The following is a 19,134-nucleotide window of genomic DNA, read 5'->3' as shown; positions in this document are numbered from 1 at the left end:
TTCGGCCTCTCGCTTTTTTTTCATGCTCTCTTTTCTTTTTCTAATATGTAGCGTACTTGATAAAACTTATTTGCAAATTCAGTAACATTCCTCGTTAAGCGATAGTTCACTGTAGAGCCAATTGCCATTCCGAGTACAGGAATCCCTTGGAATAATTTACGACGAAGAGCATAAATCGAAAACGTCTTCAAAATTTGTTTTAATACAACCTCAGTAGAAGCTGGCTTTAACACCGCTTCGTCTCCTTCATAGAAGAATGAATCCTCTTGTTCGAGTTCCCTCAGTAAATTGTACCATGCATATTGCTGAAGTCTCGCCGGCAATAATGATGCATGGAATACTTTTAATGCAAGCATCATTTCATACGGCTTGTTCACATCATGCCCAAATGATGTCGCAACAAGTTGTACAGCCTTCACATTTAACGCAATCATAACCGGAAAATCAGCCGTTAATAATAATAAACCACCAGCACCAGTTGCTCCGCCTTGTACGAATGAATATAGGCGATGACGTGCTGTTTGCTGCTCTGCTATGTATGTTAATTGATCAATAGATAACGCCTTCAAATCTTCAAGTTGCTCAATGGATTCATCAAATACTCTCGACGTTCCTAAAATACGATTACGTGCATCTAGCTGTGATTGTGAACTTTGAATAAGCGCATGCAAATGAAAGAGCCATCCATCTGCTTTCGTAAAAAAGTCTTTTCGTTTTTTCTCAGGCAGTTTCGCAATTGTCGTATGCAACCACTTATCAAACATCTTTTGAAAGTCAGTCGCTTCTTGCTCTACTAATTGCCCTTCCCACTCTTTTATATTGTCTAAAATGGCTTGTTCTCGCTTCGATCGCATCGCAACAACCACCTCGTTCGATTTTTTTCCATTGTAACATATTTCCGCTTGTTCTTTGCAAATATGCTTGTCTATCTTTATTCACATACCATTTTTTAATGACATAAAATATTAGCAAAAAGGATGAGATGACTCACATGAATCTATCCAATATAAAACAAAATTATAATGCAGTATTCAGCTTAGGACAAAACTGTTGGCCTGCTTGGGCATTATTTCAATTCAAATTATCACCATTTTTTGGCGTTATTGATTTTATGCTAAGTCCTTCATTAGAGAAAGTAAATTTATTATTACAAAATCGCTTTCACCGTTTTTTAGAATTAGAAAATTTGTCTTTCATCTCATTTTGGGATGATAATGCTAAGTTACGACTAAGAGACAAGCTTTATGAAATCGACTCCTGTCATGACTTTAAAACAGATGTAAATACACCCACTTCTTGGCCTTCCTATACAGATATTAAATTAAATTATGAGCATCGGATTAATCGTTTTCTAACTACAATTGAAATGGAAGAATCAATATTATTCATTCGAACTGGAGGAACATATGAAGAAGCACGTTCCTTGGAACACATTTTATCTCAAATAGTTAAACATACATTCTCTGTCCTATTACTCATTCCTGAAGATGTACCAACTGTTGTAGAAGAAGATTGGGGATTACAAAATATTTGCGTTCTGAAATGCCCTATTATGGACGTATACCAGTACAATGAAGCATTTTGGAATGACTTATTTGATGGGATCACGATTAGACCACACTGTTAAATACACGATACTTTTTATTACACACTGCCTTATAATTATCCTTATACAAAACAAATAAGGAGCGATTGCAATATGTATCCACGTGCAAAAGCTTTTGGTCTTGCTACACATCAAGATCGCCTTCTCGTACAAGAATATCATACAGCCGATGAAACATTTTACCGACCTCTTGGCGGTTCAATTGAACTTGGTGAAAAATCAACACATACCGTTATTCGTGAATTTAAAGAAGAGCTTCATACAGAAGTAGAAATCACCCATTATTTAGGCTGCTTAGAAAACATCTTTCATCTTGATGGAGAAATTGGTCATGAAATTATTCAACTATATTCTTTACGTTTACTAGACACATCACTATATGAAATGGAAATACTGAATATACAAGATGAAAAAACAGTATCATACGCAAAATGGGTTCCCATTACTGCATTCACTCAGAAGGAAAAAGTACTATATCCGGATGGCATTTTAAACTATATACAAAAGAAAAAAGACGAGATCCTATAGGGTCTCGTCTTTCTTTTCATATATTAACCAATGTCTCCAAGACGTAGTACGTCACGAGCGATCATAACTTCTTCGTCAGTTGGAATTACAATAATTTTTACTGGAGAGTGTGGGAAGCTGATGAATGCTTCTTCACCGAATACATTATTACGTTTTACGTCGAAGTATACGCCCATGTACTCAAGGCCTTCTAATACGCGTTCACGAATAATTGCACTGTTTTCACCTACACCAGCTGTGAAGATGATTGCGTCTACACCTTTCATACGAGCAGTGTAAGAACCGATGTATTTGTGGATACGGCTTACGAATACATCAAGTGCTACTTTCGCACGGTGGTCGCCTTCTTCTTCTTTCGCAATGATGTCACGTAGATCACTAGAGTAACCAGTAAGACCTAACATACCACTCTTCTTGTTTAATACGCTAACTACTTCTTCTACTGTTTGGCCTGTTTTTTCCATGATGTATGGAATTAACGCAGGGTCAATGTTACCAGAACGTGTACCCATTGTTACACCAGCAAGTGGAGTGAAGCCCATAGAAGTATCGATTGATTTTCCGCCTTCTACTGCTGCGATACTTGCACCGTTACCTAAGTGACAAGAAAGTAGGCTTAAGCTTTCAAGTGGACGACCTAATAGTTCAGCCGCACGCTCAGTTACGTATTTATGAGAAGTTCCGTGGAAACCGTATTTACGGATACCGAATTTTTCATAGTACTCATATGGTAAGCTGTATAGGAATGCAGATTCCGGCATTGTTTGGTGGAATGCTGTATCGAATACTGCTACTGCTGGTACGTTTGGTAGTACTTCTTGGAATGCTTTAATACCAACAAGGTTTGCTGGGTTGTGAAGTGGTGCTAAATCGCTTAATTCTTCGATATCAGCTAATACTTCATCAGTAATTAAAACAGAATCAGCAAATTTTTCGCCGCCGTGTACAACACGGTGACCGATACCGCCAATCTCATCAAGAGATTTTACGATTCCGTTTTCAGTTAACTTCTTAAGAAGCATATTAACTGCTACTGCGTGATCTGGGATATTTGTAATTTCTTTTTGTTTTTCGCCATCTACAGTAATAGTGAAGATACTATCTTCTAAACCGATACGTTCTACTAAACCTTTTGTTAATACTGTTTCACTTGGCATTTCAAATAATTGGAATTTTAAGGAAGAGCTTCCTGCGTTAATCGCGATGATTTTTGACATCTAGTCTTTCGCCCCTTTTTCTCTTGGTAGTTGTGTGGATCATTCCACAAACCGCTCGATTTTATCTAATTAAATTCACTCAATATGAAAACGTTTCATCATCAGTAAATTTTATACTCACGATTTTAATTTAAACATCGTCCGACATATATTTCAAGTGAAAAAATTGTAACACCAAGAAAAAAAATATATTACAGATTTCAAAAAAATTCAGTTAAATCTTGTATATATTAAAAAATATGACAAATCCTATAAATCTGTACTACATTAATCACTACCCCTGTTACATATAACTTACCTTATTTATGTGTTGCAAACCAAGTATTTAATTGATCCATAATGTTCTCCATCGCCTTCATGTTGGAGAATTTAGGTAACTCCACTAATAACGCCTGTTTTGGCATTATTACACTAGGACCTTTCTTTTGGAGAACAAATATACTTTTTGCATTTTTCTCGTTTTTAAACATGGAAACAGGTAGCTGTAACAAACCTTGAATAAAGCATGTTTCTTTAATAAATGCATGTAATTTTGGCGCTTGATCACTTTCAAAAATGAAGTTTGGTACTAAGAAGAATAAATACCCGCCTTCTTTCGTATGTTTCACACTTTGTTCAATAAATAAGTGATGCGCATATGACATTCCTTCATTTGCTTTTAACGTATATTCACTTGCACCGATTTCATTTGGATAGTAACCAATTGGTAAATCTGAAACGACTGCATCAACTGGATCGATATAAAGTGGTGCTAGTCCATCTTGGTGGAAGAATTCAATTGCATGCTTTTGTAAATTCGCATTTACTAAAGCAAGTTTAATTAGTACTTCATCCACTTCTACACCAAATCCACTCATTGCTAGTTCTTCTTTGGCACCATTAAATATTGTAGTCATTAAGTTACCTGTTCCAATTGCAGGGTCTAAAACTGTAATTTCTTTTTGCCCTTGCATAAATTTATGGAATAAATAACTCATGAACATTCCAACTGCATCAGGCGTCATTTCATGATTCGCTTGCACGCCTTCTTTCATTCCTTTTAAAATGGCTAGCTGAAATGCTTTACGAATTTCTTCCCCTTTATATGTTTCTTCATTAAACGTACTATATTCACGATTCAACCTTTCAATTGTTGATTCGGATAATTCCTCTTGTAAAATCGCTCCCTCAAACAAGTTATCACCTGTTTCTACAAGCGCCTCTAAATATGTTACATCTAATTCTTTACGTAAAACTACCGTAGAAGAATCAAAAATAGAAAATAATGTTTCTACTGCCTGACTCACGTACATTCCTCCTTCTCTCTTTTACACATAACTTACATCATACCATAATCTAAATTTTTCCCAAAAGAAAAAGCGACCTCTTGCAAAGAGCTCCCCTTCAAGTTGTTTATGATGTAACGTCTTTTCTCATATATTGGTTCAGTTAACAATATATGAGAAAAGACGACCTCTTCTAAAGTAAAACTTTAATGAGAGGTCGTCTTCATTTACATTACTTCGCAGATTTAGCTGCTTCTAATGCTGCTTCATAGTTTGGATGGCTTGTACCTTCGCCTACGTATTCTGCGTAAACTACTTTGTCATTGCTATCTACTACGAATACTGCACGAGCAAGTAAACGAAGTTCTTTCATTACTAAGCCGTAAGCCTCACCGAAAGAAAGGTCACGGTGATCAGAAAGTGTTACAACATTTTCTAAACCGTTTGCTGCACACCAGCGTTTTTGAGCGAATGGTAAATCAGCGCTAATTGTTAATACTTTCGCGTTTTCAATACCTGCTGCATCTTGGTTAAAACGACGTGTTTGTGCATCACAAACACCTGTGTCGATTGAAGGTACAACACTAATTAATTTCACTTCGCCTTTGTATGTTTCTAAACTTACTGGAGATAAGTCGTTTGCTAATACTTGGAAGTTAGGCGCTTGATCGCCAACTTTAACTTCTGTTCCAACTAAAGTCATTGGGTTACCTTTAAAAGTTACATTTGCCACTTAAAAATCCTCCCTTATTTTAAACAAAATATGTACAATGTAAATGATAGTTTGTCCCTATCGATAATGCAAATAAAATCGCTTTATTTACAAAAAAATAAAAAAGCTAATCCATTGATTAGCTTTTTTACTCGTTAAATTTGAAATTCCGGATCATCTTCTTTTCGTTTATCCATCATTTCTTTCACTTTATCAACAGCTTGTGGTGCTAATTCAATTATTTTGTCAATGACATGTGTTTGTTTATCTAAATGTAAAACTTTCACACCTTCTCCATTTATAACGAGAAAGGCAACTGGATTAATGGAAACTCCACCACCGCTACCTCCTCCAAATGGATGACGGCCTGAATGCTCTACCTTGCCAAATTCACTTCCACCAGCAGCAAAGCCAAAACTTACTTTCGAAACGGTAAGAATTACACTTCCATCTGCTGCTTTAATCGGGTCACCAACAATTGTATTTACATCAGTCATTTGTTTTAAATGCTGCATTGCGGTTGTCATTAAACCTTGAATTGGATGGTCCATTCTATATCCCCCTATGCTTGAACAGATTTATCTGTCATACCAGACTTTTGTTTTCTCATAAACATGAGTAGTTTTACCGCTGTTTTCACAGTACGAAATATATGAAAGGAAGCTGTTAATTCACACCTTGATGCAAATCCCTTCCCTTGAAAAACAGGTGTAATTTCAAATTCTGGTACGTCGACAATATGCATATATTGTCCTACAACTCCAGCAGCCATTCCTTTTGTCCCCCATGCATACCCAGTGACAATTCCAGTACTAGCCGCATCGCCTGCTCCAATTTGCGTGTGCCATCTCCAACCATTGATTTTCACACGTTTGAGAAAATCTTTAACAATAGTATGAACTTCTTGAAGCTTTTTTATCAGTTCTCCAATGCTATCAAGTTGTGCCATAATTTTATTGTCTATTCCGCCATCTTCCTCAGCTTTTTCGATTTTCTGCCCCGTTTTTTTCTGTTGTTTTTCAATTCTTTCCAATACATCAAACGTATATCGAATCATCCATATTTTCACTTGAAATAAACATTGCTTTTCCATTTCTGAATATAAAAACGTCACCTTAAGCGATATTTTCGATAATAGTATTAGCAAAATAAAAAGTAGAAGAATTATCATTCCAATTACGAGCCATTTCATTCGTACCATCCTTTCACTCCATACCCATTATCGACAAGTTTATTCATCATTAAACAACCTTTTATAAAATTGAATATAAAAATTTTTCTAAAAATAAAAAGGGATTTTGACATTTTATATCGAAATATACTATTTGAGCATATCATTCAGAACACACTCTGATGGTATGCAGCACTAAGACTAGAAAATTTAACTGCAGTGGAGGGATACATAATGGCAAATCGTCGCAATTTATTTTTCTTTTATGGTGATGACAAAGTAACGCTCGTTGAAAAAATGAAACCAATATATCGTATTTTAGAGGAGAATGGATTTACCATATTAGATCATCCAAAAAATGCAAACGCTATCGTCAGCGTTGGAGATGATGGAACTTTCTTACAAGCCGTTCGTAAAACTGGTTTTAGGGAAGATTGCTTATACGCAGGTATTTCTACGAAAGATGAAATTTCTTTCTACTGCGATTTCCACATCGATCACGTTGATACAGCCCTTCAAGAAATTACAAAAAACGAAATTGAAGTGCGAAGGTATCCAACAATTAAAGTTGATGTAGATCACGGTACATCATTCCATTGTTTAAATGAGTTCTCATTACGCTCTAGCATCATTAAAACATTTGTCGTAGATGTACACGTCGACAATTTACATTTTGAAACATTTAGAGGTGATGGATTAGTTATCTCCACACCAACAGGAAGTACCGCTTACAATAAATCATTACATGGTGCAGTTGTCGATCCACTTATCCCATGTTTCCAAGTAAGCGAACTAGCATCTTTAAATAACAACACATACCGTACACTCGGATCACCGTTTCTTTTAAATCACGAGCGTACGTTAACTTTAACACTTAAACCAGATGGCAATGATTACCCTGTTATCGGAATGGATAACGAAGCACTTAGCATTAAGCAAGTGGAGAAAGCCGTTGTTCGTTTAAGCGATAAACAAATTAAAACTGTTAAATTAAAAAACAACTCTTTCTGGGAAAAAGTACAGAGAACATTTTTATAGTATTAAAATAACCGCAGAATTATGGGATTCCATAATTCTGCGGTTATTTATTTCTCAACTGAGACTTAACGATGTTTCACGATTTTTTCGGACCAGGACAACAGTATATGAAATTATATGAACGATTCCATCCAAAATATCGATTTACCGACAAAAGGTGACTACATCATCAACCTATCTAAAAAGAGGAAGCATCACCAACATGTATTTTCGGAGCCGCTCCCTCAAACTTTTAGACGTCTTTTCTATAAACAATCTTCCCATCAATGACGGTCATTTCGGCCTGTACTTCTTTTATTTCTTCCGCCTCAATTTCAAAAACATTGTGGTCTAATATCGTAAAGTCTGCTTCATATCCTTTTGTAATTTGTCCTCGCTTCGCTTCTTTTCCGATTGCATAGGCACTTCCTGTTGTAAATAAAGAGACAGCTTCATATACCGTTAATCTTTCCTCTGGCATATAGCATACACCGTCAATAAAACTTCTACGTGTAACAGCACTATATATACCTAAAAACGGATTCACTTGTTCAATCGGCGCATCAGATCCACCGTTGCAGTGTAATCCTGCTTCCAGTAACGTCTTCCAAGCGTACGCATAACGAAGACGATGCTCGCCTATTTTTTCAATGACTGACGGGAAATCCGATGAAACAAAGACTGGCTGTATATCAATAATGGCTTGCAAGTTTTTCATTCTCTCAATCAACTCTTCACGAGCAAGCTGACAATGAATAATGCGGTCACGTAATCCTTCTGCTGGTGGGTATAATTCAAGTGCATCAATAACATATTCAAGCGATAAATCACCGATTGTATGAATCGCAACTGGCATATGTAAATCACGAGCTTTCTTCACTAACTCCGCAAGCTCTTCACGTGAAAAAATTGCAACCCCATTTGTTTCCTTCGCATCTTCATACGGTTCACTTAATAAAGCTGTTCTTCCGCCAAAAGATCCATCAGAAAAAATCTTCATCGCTCCAAATTCAATGTAGTGCTCATTTTCATATTCTTTTCGCTCATTCGCTACTTCATGATGAACAAGCAAATGTGCTTTAAATGGCATTTCTTTTATAACGTGCGAAAACGCATTATGTGTCTTTCTAAAACCACCGTAATAATTTAAATCTTCCGTATGCCCACCAACGAGTCCGTATTGCCAGCAATCTTTTATCGCAGTTTGCAAAGCTCTTTGTAAGTAAGCTTCATCAATTTCTGGCTGCACATGTTTAATTAACTCTTGTCCTTGTTCATATAAAAGCCCTGTTAACTTATTTAATGAGTCCCGGCCAATTTTCCCGCCTTTCGGGTCTTGCGCCGCTTCTGTTATTTTCGCTTGTTCCAATATGTATGAATTCACCCATGTCACGTGACGACAAACGCGCTTTAATAAAATCGGATGCTCTTTAGAGATTTCATCTAAATCACGTACATGAACTTGTTTTGTATCTGTAAAATTATTTTCATTCCATCCTTCCCCAATAACCCAAGAGCCTTTTGGCGCTTCTTCTACTCGCTTCTGAACGAGAGTAAGCATCTCGCTATAAGATGTGCAATTTGATAAATCTAGACGAAGTAACCTCTCCCCATGGCCAATAAGGTGCATATGGCTATCAACGAGACCTGGAATCATCGTTTTACCTTCTAAATCATGCAACTTCTCCGTAGAATATCGATCTTCTAACTCTTGTTTCTCCCCTATATCAACAATCCTGCCATTTTCGACGTAAACAGCATCCACTTTTTCGTTTTCTTCTCTCATCGTGTAAATGGTGCCGCCATACCAAATTTCTCCCATATACTCATCCCCTTTTTCCTTAAGTCTACGAAATTAATCCGTATAAAAAAAGCACCATTTCGATTAAAAATGGTGCTTTTCCAAAAATTAATTTTGTTCAGTAGGATTCGTTGTAATTTGCCATTCAATGCTAAATTTATCTTTTAGTTGTCCGTATGCTGGGCTCCAGAACGTTTCTTGAAGTGGCATAATAACTTCTCCACCTTCTTGTAACTTTTCGAATACTTCTTTTGCTTTTTCTGCATTACTAATTTGAATTGCAATTGTTACTTGAGATCCGATTGCATGCCCTTGGCCTGGGAATGTATCAGAAATCATAAGGTCCGTATTACCAACTTTTAAAGTAGCATGTAAAACGCGCTCTTTTGCTTCAGCTGGAATCGGGTATTCTGGATTTTCAGGCATGTCACCAAAAGTTTGCATGACTTCTACTTTTGCGTCTAACGCCTCTTTATAAAACTGTACAGCCTCTTGCCCACTACCATCTAAAACTAAGTACGGATTAATACCTACAATCATACGGACACCTCTTTTTAAGTTTATAAAATCGAACTTGTGTTCGTTTTTATATTATCATTGTTTGCCATTTCATTCAACTATTTCCTTCACTGTTTTCAAAATTATTTTGACGGAATCTCCATCTCTTGTTTTCTAAGTTCAATACGGCGAATTTTTCCGGAAATCGTTTTTGGTAGTTCATCTACAAATTCAATTTTACGAGGGTATTTATATGGTGCAGTCAGTTCTTTGACGTGTTGTTGGAGCACTGGAATTAATGTTTCTTCGTTCTTCTCTATATTCTCTCTTAATACGATAAATGCCTTCACGACACTTCCACGAATTTCATCAGGGCTTGCGACAACCGCACACTCTCTTACGTAAGGATGTTTTACAAGTGCATCTTCTACTTCAAAAGGTCCGATTGTATAACCAGAGCTAATAATAATATCATCACCGCGCCCTTCAAACCAGAAATAGCCGTCTTCATCCTTTTTCGCTTTATCGCCGGTAATATAATAATCACCGCGGAATTGCATCGCTGTACGCTCATTGTCTTTATAATATTGTTTAAAGAGTGCTGGTGTTTCAATGTGAACTGCAATATCACCAACTTCTCCTACCTGCACCGGAATACCTTCCTCATTTACGATATCAACATGGTTGCCTGGCGTCGGTTTTCCCATTGATCCTGGTCTAATGTCCACCCCTTTCATTATCCCAACGAGTAATGTGTTTTCCGTTTGCCCATAACCGTCTCTTACCGTAATATCAAAGTGCCTTTGGAACGTTTCAATAACTTCCCTGTTTAACGGCTCACCAGCTGATACAGCGCTATGTAACGCTTCTAAATTGTACTCACTTAAGTTCTCTACCTTTGCCATTAATCTATACTCAGTCGGCGTACAACAAAGTACATTCACCTTGTTATCGCCTAATAAATTTAAATACGTTTTTGGTTCAAACTTACCATTGTATACAAATCCTGTTGCACCTGAACCGAGAGTCGCTACAAACGGGCTCCAAATCCACTTTTGCCAACCTGGACTAGCCGTCGCCCATACAACATCCTCTTCTTCGATTCCGAGCCAGTTCGGGGCGCTTGTACGTAAATGAGCGTATGCCCATGCATGCGTATGAACAACTCCTTTTGGATTTCCTGTCGTCCCTGACGTATAAGATAAAAAGACCATATCTTCTTTATCTGTCTTCGCCATTTCTAACATGTCACTTTCTGTTTCTAATGCTGTTTTTAAATTTTTCCAACCATCTACTGAACGCTCGCTCAAGACGAATTTCTGAAGAGATTCCACCGCTTCTACGCCGTCGAATTGTCCAATATACGGTTCGTAACTTACGATTGCTTTCACTTCTCCGTGCCCAATACGGTACTCAATATCTTTTTTACGTAACATTTCTGAGCTTGGAATAACGACAAATCCTGCTTTAATCGCAGCAATATACGTCATGTAAGCTTCAATTAAGCGCGGCATCATAATAAGGAGCTTGTCCCCTTTTTGTAAGCCACTTTTTATAAAAGCGTTTCCAATTTTATTCGCGCCTTGCATTAATTCAAAATATGTAACCTCTCGTCTATTTCCTTTATCATCTTGCCAAATTAAAGCAAGCTTCTCTTTATCATTCGTATATTTCTCTATTTCCGAAACTAAATTATAAGACTGCGGCGCCAATAATTCCTCTCTCTTCATAAACATCCTCCTTTATTTCTATGCCTCCCTTATATAATAAAGAATTTTCAGTAAATTTTGAACCCTCTTCTTTTGACAATTTTTTTATATCCATGTCGAACCGTTGAATAAACTTATATCGATTTATCGATAAACCATGACAAAAAAGAAAGAGCGGGAGAACCCGCTCTTTCTAAGCCATCGTATATGGGATTATTTTTGGTAACCGCCTAATTGTTGCTCAGCTAGTGAAACTAGACGTTTAGTGATTTCGCCACCAACAGAACCGTTAGCGCGAGATGTTGCATCAGCTCCAAGTTGAACACCAAACTCTTGAGCGATTTCGTATTTCATTTGATCTAATGCTGCTTGAGCACCAGACACTGCTAATTTATTTGTGCTTGCCATGTTGTATCACCTCCTTGTGAGTATAGAGTGTGATAAACAACATGACTTCATACACATTTGAATGTGGTAATTTATGGGTTTAGAAAAGTTCTTCGAATTTTTCTTCTTCCGCCACTACTTCTACTGTTTGTAATACCATTGTTTCTTTGTTCGCTACAGCCTCTTCGATTAACGGCGCGAAATCATACTTCGCTTCAAAACGATTTGCTTTCTCACGCTTCGGTTTCGTCGATGGACTTGCTGGTGTAAATACTGTACAGCAGTCTTCATATGGACGAATTGAAATATCATACGTTCCAATTTCATTTGCAATTTTAATAATTTCTAATTTATCCATCGTAATAAGCGGACGAATAACAGGATAATTTGTCACTTCGTTAATCGTATGCATACTATCTAACGTTTGGCTCGCTACTTGTCCAAGACTTTCACCAGTTGTAATCGCAAGTGCGTTACGCTCCTCTGCGATACGCTCTGTAATACGCATCATCATACGACGCATAACCGTCATAGAATAGCTAGATGGAATTTCTTTATTAATCGTTTTTTGCACTTCAGTAAATGGAACAAGGTGAAGTGTTACACGTTTACAGTATTTCGTTAACTCTTGTGCTAAATCGATTACTTTTTGTTTCGCGCGCTCGCTTGTGAAAGGTGGACTATGGAAGTGAACTGCTTCCACAGATACGCCGCGTTTCATCGTTAAGTAAGTTGCTACCGGGCTATCGATACCACCAGAAAGAAGTACCATTACTTTTCCGCCAACGCCAACTGGTAAACCGCCAGCTCCCATGTGCTCACCACACATAATATAGCTGTAACCACTGCGAATTTCTATACGTACATTCACATCTGGATTATGAACATCTACTGTGATATCCTCTGTATTTTCTAAAATGTGCCCACCGATTTCTGGAAGTAATTCCATCGTCTTCATTGGGAATCGCTTATCAGAACGGTGCACTGTAATTTTAAATGTTTTCACATCGCCTTTTACTTGTAAGAAAGCTGCTAATGCACCTTTTTTAATATCTTCTAATTCTGATGGTACTTTCATCGCTAAGTTAAACTTATGAATACCAAATACATCTTTCAATCTTTCAGAAATTGCTTCATGGTCTTCACCATTTAACTGAATGTACATGCGATCATGTGTTGCATCGATTTTAATATTTGGGAATTTCTTCAGTTTGAATTTCACGTTATCTTTTAATGTGCTTACAAATTTAGAACGGTTCTTACCTTTTGTCGTCATCTCTCCATAACGAACTAAAATATATTCATATGTCATCATATTTCTTTACCTCATCACTTCATATAATTTTGGCATCGTCTCTTTAACAATACCTTCAAATTGTTTTACTTCTTCCATCGTGTTTTCCGGTGCTAGACTAATGCGGATTGCGCTTGCAGCTGCGGCATGCGGTATTCCCATTGACACTAGTACTCGGCTCACTTCATTTGCTTTTGAAGAACAAGCAGACTTCGTTGATACATATACACCATGCTCTTCTAAAGCATGAACGACCACTTCTGGTTTTAAACCAACAAATGATACATTTAAAATGTGCGGTGCCGCATATTCAAGTGACGTATTAATCGTTACATCTTCCATCTCTTTAAAGACACGGACAAGCTCTGCTTGTAAATTTTGCAAATGAACTACCTTTTCTTTCACTTGCTCCATCGTCATACGAAGTGCTTTTACCATCGCTACAATACCAGGTAAATTTTCTGTTCCTGAACGATACTTAAGCTCTTGTTGACCACCTGATAAGATTGGATCTAACCTTACACCATCACGTACGTAAAGAAGACCTGTCCCCTTTACGCTATGAAATTTATGCCCAGATATTGAACAAAGGTCAATATGAGAAGCGTATAAATCAAGCGGTACTTTTCCTATCCCTTGCACATGGTCCACGTGGAATCTTATTTTCGGATAGTTCGATAACATTGTTCCAATTTCAGCAACAGGCTGAATCGCTCCAGTCTCGTTGTTCACGTGAATAATTGACACAAGAATCGTATCTTCACGAAGCGCTCGTTTTACATCCTCTACCGATACAACACCGTGCTCGTTAACCGGTAAATATGTTACATCAAAACCGAGATCCTCTAATTGTTTATATGCCTCAAACACAGACGCGTGTTCAATATTTGTTGTAATGATATGTTTACCGCGCGAACGATTCCTCATCGCTATTCCTTTAATCGCAAGGTTATTCCCTTCCGTTCCACCCGATGTGAAAATAATTTCAGAAGGTTTAACGTGAAGGAGCTGTGCTGCAATCGTTCTCGATTGTGTTAATAGACGCTCTGCCTCTCCTCCAAGCGAATGAATAGAAGAAGGATTTCCAAAATATTTCCCTGCAACCGTTACGTAAGATTGAAGAGCTTCTGGATATGGCTTTGTCGTCGCACTATTATCAAAATAGATCATCGTTCTTCCCCTTTCAGCGCTGTCACATCGTATAATCATATCATAAATACGTGTAATTACGCTAAAACTACTCAAAGGTTCCGTTATATTTTAAAACGAATAACCTTACTGTATTCCGCTATTCATTATAGCAACATCGCCTCCAAAATTACACAAAAAAACAAACCCTTTATTAAAGGGTTTGTTCATTGTCTACATATTCAGCTATTTTTTGAACAACGCCAGGTTCAAGTTGCTCTAGTACAGAAGCCGCTTGTTCTAAAGCTGCATCGTATTGATATTCACGGAATAATTTCTCCGCATAATCTAAGCTTTCTGCAAGATTCTCATCATGACTGCGGTAACGATTACCGTATTGAATTAATTTTTCAACTAAATATGCTTGTCCAATTAACTCTTCCGTCATTTCAGATACACCATTAACAGTTGTGTATGCCTCTTCTAAACTGCTATTTACAGCATTCATATTTAACGGCTTTACTTCTAATTGATCATATACAGCTTGCATTGCCATTTGTCCTCTTTGTAAATCCTCCATAATACTCTCTGGAAGACCTGGCAAATTCGACTTTTGCATAAAGCGTTTCGTTTCGAAAATAGTATTACGCATTTCTTGTAACTTCTCACGCGCTTCGAATTCTTCTTTACGCATCGTTTGCAACATTTCTTTATATTCTGCATGAAGTACTTTTAACGTTTCACATTGCTCATAAATCTCTTCTAGTTCTTCACGAATAATAGAGAATGCGATATCTTGTTCAGCAACGCGTATTTGCAACACTTCAAAACGTTTCATTAAAATATGCATTTGCTTTTCAATTACTTTTTGTGACTCAATATCTTTGTCTTGTAATTGATAACTTTGTTTTACAAGTTGTGTTTCTGCTTTCGTTTCAATTGTTTCAGTGCGAATTTCTTCTAAATCTTCATAAACAGAAAGTGTTTTTTGCTCCACATAATGTTTCGCATGCACTTCTTGTTCAAGTTGATCATAAAAACTGTCTAAACGAGTTTTTAAGTTCTCTACTTTTTCTGCTGCTTCCGTTATATAAAGCTCCTGTATATCCATTAAACATGTGTGTAGTTGTGTCGTCATATCGCGGACTTCTTTAGGAATTTCCAAATACTCTAATACATAGCCTTGTCTTATCATATCATCATGACCTTGTAATAAGTCTTCCAGTTGAACTGGTAATGTCGCTTGACACTCTACTAATAAATCTGGAATTTGATGAATGATGATTTCTAAACTTGCTAAACCTTCTTCTAAACTAATAACAATTTCTCTCGCTTTTAAATAATCACCATTATCTGTTGCCTCTTCAAAAGTTTTGAACTTCTCGGATTCAACGTCTAACATCTCTTCGATTTTTTGCTCAGCTGCTCCATACATGTGTCGATGAGCAAGAACGCTCTTTTTCATACTACGATATGTATCACGTAACCCTTCAATTTCCGAGCTATTTTTTTCATGGCTTTCTAACAATTGCTGTAATTCATTTAAAATGTCTGTAATACGATTATCAGCGTCATCTAAACCACTTATGGATTCATTCATCGCATGCTTTGCTTTTCGGAAGGAGAATTGCGAGGCGAATTTTCGCGCTTGCGCTAAATCTTTGTCAGCTTTCGGAAGGGTTGTTGATACAATTTCATCCCATTCTTCACGCCATTTACCAAACAGTTCTTCTGTTTGACCTGTCATATTTAAGTCTTTCACCCGTTTTAGTTCATCTGCCACAGGCTTATCTTTTATTTCTTGTTTCCACTGCTCCAGTGCTTCAATATCTTTATATGAACGATTTCTTATCACAAGCTCTATCATGAGCAGCACTAGAATAGAGCTTACTACAATGATAACGATCGTCAGGATAGAATCCATGCAAAAAAGCCTCCTAGTTATATCTCTTTTTTTGTCCGTTCCGTTTATGAAATGGAAGGCATTATGTATAAAAAGGGAATCCCCCTATATTTAACAACTAACAATGTACTAATCATACCATGTTATGACGTGTTTTTGACCTAGTTTTTTTTAAAATTTCATGTTTCTTTAAATGCACTTGTAATCTTTCTCAACATTCCGCTTATTTCATTCTCCAGCCTCAAATGAACGCAAGAACGAGCACTCTTTCAGATGAGATACGAAATAAATTTTTCGTGTTAGTGGTGGTTCTACAGAAATCGCACGCACGTTACCTTGCATTACCGCTTGCTGTACAGCGGTTTCCGGAAGCAACGTTATACCAAGTCCAGCTCCTACCATCGCAAGCATCGGTTCTGCATAAGACGTTTCAAATGCAATGATTGGTTTCGCACCTATCCCTTGAAACATATTCGTAATCATTTTCCTTACATCACAGATTTCTGGATATACGATTAACTTTTCATTTTGCAAATCTTCCATTCGGATCACTTTTTTCTCTTTATAAAGATGATCATTTGAAACTACACAAACAATTTTTTCTTCTCGCACTTCTTTTATACACGTAACGTCTTCTACTACTGAATCGACGAACATCGCTTCAATCTTCCGTTCTTTAAAGAGTCCCATTAGTACTTTCGTATGCTCAATTTTCCATTCTACTTCGAATCCGTCACCTAATATATCTTTACATTTTGAGATGTAATGCGCTGCTAAACTTGGCAATATGCCTATAGAAATTTTCCGCTTCTCTTGAAATTTCTTCATTTCGGCTTTCACTTCATGTATGTGTTCCAGAATCGGTAACATTCTTGTTATAAATAACTCTCCAGCCTCTGTTAACTCCACTCCTTGCGCGGAACGCTTGAGTAAAGTAACCTCTAAATCCGCTTCTAATCTTTGAATTTGTTTACTAAGCGCTGGTTGTGAAATATGTAAAAGTTTACTCGCCTTCGATAAACTTCGCGTTTGCTTTACTTCAATAAACGATCGTACTGCCTCCAAATCCATCATACACACCTCTAACAAAAAGTTATAACTGTCATAAAAAATCGATATTTCCTTTTAAGAAGAATCAATCTCTATACTTATTTCATCAACTTACTATAACGAAATGTAAAGGAGAATGAAACTCTTGGACAAAAAACAAATACTACTCGGCTCTCTTCTATGCCTGCTTGCTGTAACTGCTTGGGGATTTATGTTTCCTGTAATGGCAAATGCCTTGCAATTTATCGATCCGTTCTTCTTCACAACTATCCGATACGGATCTGCAGCTATTATTTTTCTTATTTTGCTATTCATTACTGAAGGAAAAACTTCACTCCGCTTAGAAAAAAGAACACTTTCTTTATTCTTTTACGGAACAGTCGGTTTCGCTGGATATGGTTTTCTAATTTTTTATGGCCAACAACTTGCCGGGCCTTCTGGAGCCATCCATGCCGCGATGATTCAGTCTCTTATGCCACTCATCGCTTTATTATTGCAGTGGATAACAAAAAACAAACGCCCACAAAATTACACATTTCTTTGTATGTTCGTTGCATTACTCGGTGTTATGCTTGTCATTTCAAAAGGAAATATTCATTTATTATTTGGAGCAGCAAGCCACTTATCAACAAATATATTTATGTTATGCGGCGTTACTTGCTGGGTAATTTACACGAACGGCGGTGCTCGTTTTCAATCTTGGTCACCACTCAGGTATACGACGCTAACTTGTTTATTCGGCTCAATTTCACTCATCATTATTGTCACTTTCTTAACTTACACAAACGTCGTTAATGTACCATCATTATCTACACTTATGAGCGTTCGTTTTGAACTCTTTTATATGTCGATTATCGCCGGCGTTATCGCTGTATTTTGCTGGAACACGGGGAATCGATATATTTCATCTATTAACGGCATATTATTTATGAATTTAGTTCCTGTACTTGCACTTATCGGTTCTATCTTTCGAGGTTATACAGTCGACAAAATTGAAATTGCCGGCGCCTCATTAACAATTATTGCGCTATTATGCAACAATTTATGGCAAAGAAAACAAGACATAAAAATCCCCACCTCAGTTCGTTAGGTGGGGATTTTTCACATATGAACAGCTCTTGGCAATTCATAGTACATATTCGCTTTATATAATGTCTGTTCCATCCATTGCTCAATTTCTTTCGTGTACATTTCTAGGAAAAATGTCTCGGACGGAAAAGAATGCAACACTTCTGATATATATTGCGGATATAAAAACGGCATATTTATCATGCCTTTTAATTGCGTCATAAACATTGTAAAAGATACCTTTTTAAACTCTTGTTTCATTTGTCCCTTTTTAATGATTTGCTCTATATAATATCTTTCTCTAGAAAAATAAACGGTCATCACTTCACGAATTAATGTCGTATCAAGCGAAAGCTCTCTATAAAAAAAACGTGTCAGTTCTCTATTATCAAATTGATATCGTAAAATTCCGCGCACCATTTGCGCCATCACATCTTTGGCCGATAAATATTCTCTCTGTTCAAATGACGTTTCAATTACATGAATATATCCTTCTAAAAAGTCAGTAATAAGCTGTTCTAATAAACCTTGCTTTCCAGCAAAATAATATGAAATATTCGCTACATTCACATCCGCTCGCTTTGCAATTTCTCGCACCGACGTTCCATCATAACCTTTCGTGTTAAACAACGATATTGCCGCATCAATTACTTTTTGTTTCGTCTGTTTCATGCGCTCACTTCCTCTCACTGAACAGCTATAGTTTAAATTTCTTGACTTTTAAGACAAATTCCTTTAATTTTCTATCGACAAAGTCATGTGAAATACATCGTATTTTGC

Annotated in this window: 19 protein-coding genes; 4 read left to right on the top strand and 15 right to left on the bottom strand. The window is 36.9% G+C overall.

The annotated features are described in order from the left end of the window. Nucleotides 1-20: 20 nt before the first annotated feature. Nucleotides 21-854: an EcsC family protein gene (locus tag BAU23_RS22385; RefSeq protein WP_001256862.1), complete on the bottom strand. Its 834-nt coding sequence runs from the start codon at nucleotides 852-854 to the stop codon at nucleotides 21-23. A 137-nt stretch (nucleotides 855-991) separates the two neighbouring features. Here BAU23_RS22385 and BAU23_RS22380 point away from each other — a divergent pair, with 137 nt between their 5' ends. After that, the gene (locus BAU23_RS22380) at nucleotides 992-1,627 is read left to right on the top strand and encodes a DUF1796 family putative cysteine peptidase (protein ID WP_001054286.1); all 636 of its coding nucleotides are present in this window, start codon (nucleotides 992-994) and stop codon (nucleotides 1,625-1,627) included. 72 nt (nucleotides 1,628-1,699) lie between these two features. After that, nucleotides 1,700-2,134 (top strand): NUDIX hydrolase, encoded by a 435-nt coding sequence (locus tag BAU23_RS22375; RefSeq protein ID WP_000283493.1) that lies wholly within the window; start codon nucleotides 1,700-1,702, stop codon nucleotides 2,132-2,134. A 23-nt stretch (nucleotides 2,135-2,157) separates the two neighbouring features. Here BAU23_RS22375 and ackA read toward each other — a convergent pair whose 3' ends face one another. From ackA to BAU23_RS22350, 5 genes are all read right to left on the bottom strand, one after another. Beyond that, nucleotides 2,158-3,351 (bottom strand): acetate kinase, encoded by a 1,194-nt coding sequence (gene ackA, locus BAU23_RS22370; protein WP_000034571.1) that lies wholly within the window; start codon nucleotides 3,349-3,351, stop codon nucleotides 2,158-2,160. Between the two features lie 299 nt (nucleotides 3,352-3,650). Then, a complete protein-coding gene (locus tag BAU23_RS22365; RefSeq protein ID WP_000076016.1) occupies nucleotides 3,651-4,637 on the bottom strand; it encodes a class I SAM-dependent methyltransferase in 987 nt (328 codons plus the stop codon). Between the two features lie 211 nt (nucleotides 4,638-4,848). Continuing rightward, entirely contained in the window at nucleotides 4,849-5,349 is a 501-nt protein-coding gene (tpx, locus tag BAU23_RS22360; RefSeq protein ID WP_000024524.1) for a thiol peroxidase, read from the bottom strand. 134 nt (nucleotides 5,350-5,483) lie between these two features. Then, on the bottom strand, nucleotides 5,484-5,879 hold the full coding sequence (gene ytfJ / locus BAU23_RS22355; protein ID WP_000350005.1) for a GerW family sporulation protein: 396 nt from the start codon (nucleotides 5,877-5,879) through the stop codon (nucleotides 5,484-5,486). A gap of 11 nt (nucleotides 5,880-5,890) precedes the next feature. Beyond that, complete coding sequence (locus BAU23_RS22350; RefSeq protein WP_000252005.1) at nucleotides 5,891-6,529, bottom strand: DUF2953 domain-containing protein; 639 nt, start codon at nucleotides 6,527-6,529, stop codon at nucleotides 5,891-5,893. 204 nt (nucleotides 6,530-6,733) lie between these two features. Between BAU23_RS22350 and BAU23_RS22345 the strand changes: the two genes are divergently transcribed. Beyond that, nucleotides 6,734-7,537, top strand: coding sequence for an NAD kinase (locus tag BAU23_RS22345; RefSeq protein WP_000013620.1), 804 nt, complete (start codon nucleotides 6,734-6,736; stop codon nucleotides 7,535-7,537). Between the two features lie 232 nt (nucleotides 7,538-7,769). On the opposite strand, the gene BAU23_RS22340 is transcribed toward BAU23_RS22345, so the two are convergent. The 8 genes from BAU23_RS22340 to BAU23_RS22305 all read right to left on the bottom strand — a co-directional run bounded on the left by BAU23_RS22340 (nucleotide 7,770) and on the right by BAU23_RS22305 (nucleotide 17,307). Beyond that, a complete protein-coding gene (locus BAU23_RS22340) occupies nucleotides 7,770-9,338 on the bottom strand; it encodes an amidohydrolase (RefSeq protein ID WP_000503993.1) in 1,569 nt (522 codons plus the stop codon). An 87-nt stretch (nucleotides 9,339-9,425) separates the two neighbouring features. Beyond that, entirely contained in the window at nucleotides 9,426-9,857 is a 432-nt protein-coding gene (locus tag BAU23_RS22335; RefSeq protein ID WP_000635056.1) for a VOC family protein, read from the bottom strand. A 101-nt stretch (nucleotides 9,858-9,958) separates the two neighbouring features. Next, nucleotides 9,959-11,545, bottom strand: a complete 1,587-nt coding sequence (gene mbcS, locus BAU23_RS22330; RefSeq protein ID WP_071735179.1) for an acyl-CoA synthetase MbcS — start codon at nucleotides 11,543-11,545, stop codon at nucleotides 9,959-9,961. Nucleotides 11,546-11,737: 192 nt separating this feature from the next. Continuing rightward, complete coding sequence (locus tag BAU23_RS22325) at nucleotides 11,738-11,932, bottom strand: alpha/beta-type small acid-soluble spore protein (protein WP_000168891.1); 195 nt, start codon at nucleotides 11,930-11,932, stop codon at nucleotides 11,738-11,740. 79 nt (nucleotides 11,933-12,011) lie between these two features. Further along, nucleotides 12,012-13,226, bottom strand: coding sequence for a tRNA uracil 4-sulfurtransferase ThiI (gene thiI, locus BAU23_RS22320; RefSeq protein WP_000989278.1), 1,215 nt, complete (start codon nucleotides 13,224-13,226; stop codon nucleotides 12,012-12,014). Nucleotides 13,227-13,232: 6 nt separating this feature from the next. Continuing rightward, nucleotides 13,233-14,375 carry a cysteine desulfurase family protein gene (locus BAU23_RS22315; protein WP_000638968.1) on the bottom strand — a complete coding sequence of 381 codons (1,143 nt, stop codon included), beginning with the start codon at nucleotides 14,373-14,375 and terminating at the stop codon, nucleotides 13,233-13,235. A gap of 172 nt (nucleotides 14,376-14,547) precedes the next feature. Next, nucleotides 14,548-16,257 (bottom strand): septation ring formation regulator EzrA, encoded by a 1,710-nt coding sequence (gene ezrA / locus BAU23_RS22310; RefSeq protein ID WP_000377311.1) that lies wholly within the window; start codon nucleotides 16,255-16,257, stop codon nucleotides 14,548-14,550. A 207-nt stretch (nucleotides 16,258-16,464) separates the two neighbouring features. Beyond that, nucleotides 16,465-17,307 (bottom strand): LysR family transcriptional regulator, encoded by an 843-nt coding sequence (locus tag BAU23_RS22305; RefSeq protein ID WP_000362571.1) that lies wholly within the window; start codon nucleotides 17,305-17,307, stop codon nucleotides 16,465-16,467. Nucleotides 17,308-17,431: 124 nt separating this feature from the next. On the opposite strand from BAU23_RS22305, the gene BAU23_RS22300 reads away from it, so the two are divergent. Further along, nucleotides 17,432-18,376 (top strand): DMT family transporter, encoded by a 945-nt coding sequence (locus BAU23_RS22300; protein ID WP_000358794.1) that lies wholly within the window; start codon nucleotides 17,432-17,434, stop codon nucleotides 18,374-18,376. 11 nt (nucleotides 18,377-18,387) lie between these two features. On the opposite strand, the gene refZ is transcribed toward BAU23_RS22300, so the two are convergent. Continuing rightward, complete coding sequence (gene refZ, locus BAU23_RS22295) at nucleotides 18,388-19,026, bottom strand: forespore capture DNA-binding protein RefZ (RefSeq protein ID WP_000814942.1); 639 nt, start codon at nucleotides 19,024-19,026, stop codon at nucleotides 18,388-18,390. Nucleotides 19,027-19,134: the final 108 nt, after the last annotated feature.

Source organism: Bacillus nitratireducens (assembly GCF_001884135.1).
Classification (GTDB): Bacteria; Bacillota; Bacilli; order Bacillales; family Bacillaceae_G; genus Bacillus_A; species Bacillus_A nitratireducens.
The sequence above is the reverse complement of the archived record's forward strand: the minus strand, read 5'-3'. Positions and strand labels throughout refer to the sequence as shown.

What these genes read in the sequence shown, in the direction of transcription:
- BAU23_RS22350 (WP_000252005.1), bottom strand. Translation starts at nt 6,529, where the DNA reads ATGGTACGAATGAAATGGCTCGTAATTGGAATGATAATTCTTCTACTT.
- mbcS (WP_071735179.1), bottom strand. Translation starts at nt 11,545, where the DNA reads ATGAAGAGAGAGGAATTATTGGCGCCGCAGTCTTATAATTTAGTTTCG.
- refZ (WP_000814942.1), bottom strand. Translation starts at nt 19,026, where the DNA reads ATGAAACAGACGAAACAAAAAGTAATTGATGCGGCAATATCGTTGTTT.
- BAU23_RS22305 (WP_000362571.1), bottom strand. Translation starts at nt 17,307, where the DNA reads ATGGATTTGGAGGCAGTACGATCGTTTATTGAAGTAAAGCAAACGCGA.
- ytfJ (WP_000350005.1), bottom strand. Translation starts at nt 5,879, where the DNA reads ATGGACCATCCAATTCAAGGTTTAATGACAACCGCAATGCAGCATTTA.
- BAU23_RS22340 (WP_000503993.1), bottom strand. Translation starts at nt 9,338, where the DNA reads ATGGGAGAAATTTGGTATGGCGGCACCATTTACACGATGAGAGAAGAA.
- BAU23_RS22385 (WP_001256862.1), bottom strand. Translation starts at nt 854, where the DNA reads ATGCGATCGAAGCGAGAACAAGCCATTTTAGACAATATAAAAGAGTGG.
- ezrA (WP_000377311.1), bottom strand. Translation starts at nt 16,257, where the DNA reads ATGGATTCTATCCTGACGATCGTTATCATTGTAGTAAGCTCTATTCTA.
- BAU23_RS22335 (WP_000635056.1), bottom strand. Translation starts at nt 9,857, where the DNA reads ATGATTGTAGGTATTAATCCGTACTTAGTTTTAGATGGTAGTGGGCAA.
- thiI (WP_000989278.1), bottom strand. Translation starts at nt 13,226, where the DNA reads ATGATGACATATGAATATATTTTAGTTCGTTATGGAGAGATGACGACA.
- BAU23_RS22325 (WP_000168891.1), bottom strand. Translation starts at nt 11,932, where the DNA reads ATGGCAAGCACAAATAAATTAGCAGTGTCTGGTGCTCAAGCAGCATTA.
- ackA (WP_000034571.1), bottom strand. Translation starts at nt 3,351, where the DNA reads ATGTCAAAAATCATCGCGATTAACGCAGGAAGCTCTTCCTTAAAATTC.
- BAU23_RS22380 (WP_001054286.1), top strand. Translation starts at nt 992, where the DNA reads ATGAATCTATCCAATATAAAACAAAATTATAATGCAGTATTCAGCTTA.
- BAU23_RS22375 (WP_000283493.1), top strand. Translation starts at nt 1,700, where the DNA reads ATGTATCCACGTGCAAAAGCTTTTGGTCTTGCTACACATCAAGATCGC.
- BAU23_RS22345 (WP_000013620.1), top strand. Translation starts at nt 6,734, where the DNA reads ATGGCAAATCGTCGCAATTTATTTTTCTTTTATGGTGATGACAAAGTA.
- BAU23_RS22315 (WP_000638968.1), bottom strand. Translation starts at nt 14,375, where the DNA reads ATGATCTATTTTGATAATAGTGCGACGACAAAGCCATATCCAGAAGCT.